Here is a 3,818-nt window from a genome sequence, read left to right on the forward strand (position 1 = left end):
GTACAACATCAAGATCAGGAATGGAGATATCATCATTAATGAACCCATTAGTGATGGCTCTCTCCATCAGTACCGTGGCAGCCGCTCGTGAACCGGCCTCCAGTTGCTAAAACCCCATCCGTAGAGCAATCAACGCAGTACCTGGATGGCGATGGTGGTGGGCAACAGGGATCCTCGCCGCTGCCCTGCCCCTAGTCCGGTTCTGTCGCGTGCACGGTTCTCTTTGTATGTTTTACCTGCTGAAAAGGCGCTGGCCAGATGCTCTTGCTCTGCCTGATGCCTTTTCAGCACGTGCTTGTAAAGCGAGGGCGTTCTCACCTGCTGTACGACTTCGTCCCAGGTGAGCAGGCCCTCACTTGCAAGTCCGCTTTCTAGGCTCACTTCGCCGCTGCTCGGTCTTGGCTCGGTTAATCCCTTCTCCCGCCTTGCCTGGCCAGGCTCTCTCTCACGCCTAAAAGACTCGTGTGATCTATGTGAGAGAAGCCAGAACTGGGGGGCTTCTTGCTGCGCGGCTCTGGTGCGCGGCCCGAACCGCCTGCTCGCTAGAAACCAGTGCGCTATCGGAGCTAGAGAGGAGGTCTCCTGAGCAAGGAGCTAGAGTGAGCAGCGGGCAGGTGATCAAATGGCGGGCACTGGCTCGGATGGGGCCGATCCTTCGCTGCTCTTCCACATCCTCTTGCTCTCGGAGCGCTGGGTGTTCGTGGCCCACTCTCTCTTTACTTCTCTGGTGAGAATCGTCTACAATGAAAGCTGATGGCTAGAGCCAGCAGTGGGCAAGCGTACTTGCCAAGCTGCCAAAGCGCGAGAGGACCTCGTGGACAAGGTACTCTCCCAGCAAAAGCAATCTTCCAGTTCATGGTCTCGAGCCATCTTGCGGCAGCCGCAGGTGATGGCCTGACTAAGCCCGCGTCTGTCCTTTTTGAGCGCTTGAGTCTGCCCTTGCCATCCAGCGACTCCAGTCTGGAGGTGGCGTCTGCCCTTATCAGGGCCTCAGCAGCCAGCAGTTGATCGCGTGCTTACTCACCCTGCTGAAATGGTGGCTCTTGCGGCAGGAGGAGAAAAAGCCGGCAGAATAGGGCACAGTACGCTGTTTTGCGAAGGGTTGCGCTGAGCGTTGGATTGCCTGAAGGAGACGAGATTACTGTGCTGAATAGATTTTTTGGCAGAAGGCAAAAAGAGGGAGAAGAAGCTCCTAAAGAGGAGAACGTTCTAGGGCAGGAGCGGAAAGGGGCGGACGCAGCGTCTGAACAGCGGCTAAGCTTTCTCAAAGCTAGCTTGAGTCGTACTCGCCGGCTCTTCGAGCGTGTGCAGGAGAGTTTTCGGCAGGACGAACCGCTAACAGATGCCTTTTGGGACGAGCTGGAGGAGTCCCTCATTGAAGCCGATGTCGGGGCCAGTACAACGACTTGGTTGCTGGAGCGCCTGCGCGAGCGGGCTGAGCAGGAGCGCTTGCGCACCACGTCGCAAGTGCGGCGTGCTTTACGCGAAGAGCTACTAGCTCTGCTTGGCAAGGCCGCACCGCTGCGCTTTGCTTCTCAGGCACCCCTGACGGTTATGCTCATCATTGGCGTGAATGGCTCAGGCAAGACGACCACGGTGGCCAAGCTCGCCTATCGTCTCAAGCAGGAAGGGCATCGGGTCGTTTTGGCGGCTGCCGATACCTTCCGTGCTGGCGCGATCGAGCAGTTGAAGACCTGGGGCGAGCGTATCGATGTGCCGGTGATCAGCCAAAACCCCGGTTCTGATCCCGGTGCCGTGGTCTATGATGCCATTCAGGCGGGTCTCTCGCGCGGGTATGATGTGCTGCTGGTGGATACTGCTGGGCGCCTCCATACCAAGTTCAACTTGATGGAGGAACTAAAGAAAATCGGCAAGGTTGTCCAGAAGTTCCTACCCGAGGGACCCCAGGAGCTGCTGATCGTGATTGATGCCACGACGGGTCAGAATGCGCTGTTGCAAGCTCGCAAGTTCGCTGAGGATGTTGGCCTGACCGGAGTCATTATTACCAAGATGGATAGCACTGCCAAAGGCGGCTTTGCTTTCGCGGTCGCTGATGATCTGGGGGTGCCGATTAAGTTCCTGGGCACCGGCGAGAAGGTCACAGACTTGACGCCTTTTGATCCTGAGAGCTTTGTAGAGGCGCTTTTGGCCCAAGATGAGTAAAGACTGGCACTGACGATGCAACGCAATTTGACCTTATCAAAAGTAAGAGGGTACTGACATGGCGAAGGAAGCGGCGAGCTCTTCCGGCGGGCAGCAGCCTGAGCGGCGCTCAGGACCGGGGGTTGCTCCCGATAACTTGATGGTCAAATGCCCAAAGTGCAAGGAGATCCTCTACAGCCGCGATTGGGAAAAGAACCTCAAGGTCTGCTCACGCTGTAACTATCACTTTCGTCTAACTGCTCATGAACGTGTGAATCTCCTGCTTGATCCAGGCAGCTTTGTCGAGCTTGACGCGGCGATGGTCTCGGTTGATCCTCTGACCTTTGTCAGCCGCTCGCAGTCCTATGCCCAAAAGTTGCAGGAAGAGCGGGAGAAAGTGGGCCTCAACGAGGCGGTGATTCGCGGTTATGGGACGATCGAAGGGTTGCCGCTTTCGCTGGCAGTGATGGATTTCCGCTTTATTGGCGGGAGCATGGGCTCGGTGGTAGGAGAGAAGGTAACGCGTGCCATTGAGCTGGGCCTAGAGCGCCGCTGGCCAGTGCTCATTGTCTCTACTTCTGGGGGCGCCCGCATGCAGGAAGGCTTCTATTCATTGCTGCAAATGGCCAAGACGGTGGCAGCCCTGGCGCGTCTGGGCGAGGCTCGTATTCCTTATTTCAGCTTGATTACTGATCCGACCACCGGCGGTGTGACAGCTAGCTTTGCCATGCTCGGCGATGTGATTCTGGCCGAGCCGGGGGCCCTGATCGCCTTTGCCGGCCCGCGCGTGGTTGAGCAATTTATGCATGTAAAGTTCCCCGAGGGAACAGTGAATTCTGAGTTTGTGCTCCAGCATGGTATGATCGATGCCGTAGTGCATCGACGCGAGCTGCGCGCAACGCTGGCGCGCCTGTTGCGTCTCTACAAGGTTCCAGCGGCCCCTGCAGGAGCGACAACTGCCTCGCCAGCAGCACAGACCCAGAAGCAGGCCGCTTCCCTGCTGTCCCAGCAGACAGCGCAGGCGCGGGCTGAGGTCGGAGGAGGTCAGGATGGTCTACGATCTTGAGTTTGAGAAGCCATTAGCCGAGCTAGAGAAGCGCATTGCTTCTCTGCAACGTAAAGGTGAGCGTCTCCGACCAGAGGAGCATGCCCAGCTTCAGGAGTATGAGCGCGAACTACGCCGCCGTACCGAGGAAATCTACCGCAGTCTGACGGCCTGGCAGACGGTCCAGGTGGCACGCCACAAAGATCGTCCCTACACTGCCGATTTCATCCATCTGATGTGTGAAGAGTTCTTCGAGCTGCATGGCGACCGTCGCGTGGGCGATGATCACGCTATTATTGGTGGCCCGGCCCTCTTCAATGGCGAAACGGTGATGATCATTGGCCACGAGAAGGGGCGTGGCATGCGCGAGAAGATCTATCGTAACAATGGCATGCCTCATCCTGAGGGCTACCATAAGGCCATTCGCCTGATGGAGCAGGCCGAGAAATTTGGCTATCCGGTCATTTGCCTGGTCGATACTCAGGGAGCCTTCCTTGGCCTGGAAGATGAGGAGCGGGGTCAGGGCAGCGCCATTGCGGCCAGCCTCTATGCGATGGCTCGCCTGCGCGTACCCATCATTGCGGCGGTAATTGGTGAGGGAGGAAGCGGCGGCGCTCTAGCCATCAGTGTG

4 protein-coding genes are annotated in these 3,818 nt (G+C 57.6%); all 4 read left to right on the forward strand.

Annotation, left to right across the window (positions count from 1 at the left end; genetic code table 11):
* The first annotated feature begins 622 nt into the window (after positions 1-622).
* Positions 623-754, forward strand: coding sequence for a hypothetical protein (locus IRZ24_RS17880; protein ID WP_297167281.1), 132 nt, complete (start codon positions 623-625; stop codon positions 752-754).
* A gap of 389 nt (positions 755-1,143) precedes the next feature.
* Entirely contained in the window at positions 1,144-2,163 is a 1,020-nt protein-coding gene (ftsY, locus tag IRZ24_RS17885; RefSeq protein ID WP_297167284.1) for a signal recognition particle-docking protein FtsY, read from the forward strand.
* A gap of 58 nt (positions 2,164-2,221) precedes the next feature.
* A complete protein-coding gene (accD, locus tag IRZ24_RS17890; protein ID WP_297167287.1) occupies positions 2,222-3,208 on the forward strand; it encodes an acetyl-CoA carboxylase, carboxyltransferase subunit beta in 987 nt (328 codons plus the stop codon).
* A partial coding sequence (locus tag IRZ24_RS17895) for a carboxyl transferase domain-containing protein (protein ID WP_297167292.1) occupies positions 3,192-3,818 on the forward strand: 627 nt, incomplete at its 3' end. The genes accD and IRZ24_RS17895, both read left to right, overlap by 17 nt.

This window comes from Thermogemmatispora sp. (assembly GCF_019683755.1).
In the GTDB taxonomy this organism is placed as follows: Bacteria; Chloroflexota; Ktedonobacteria; order Ktedonobacterales; family Ktedonobacteraceae; genus Thermogemmatispora.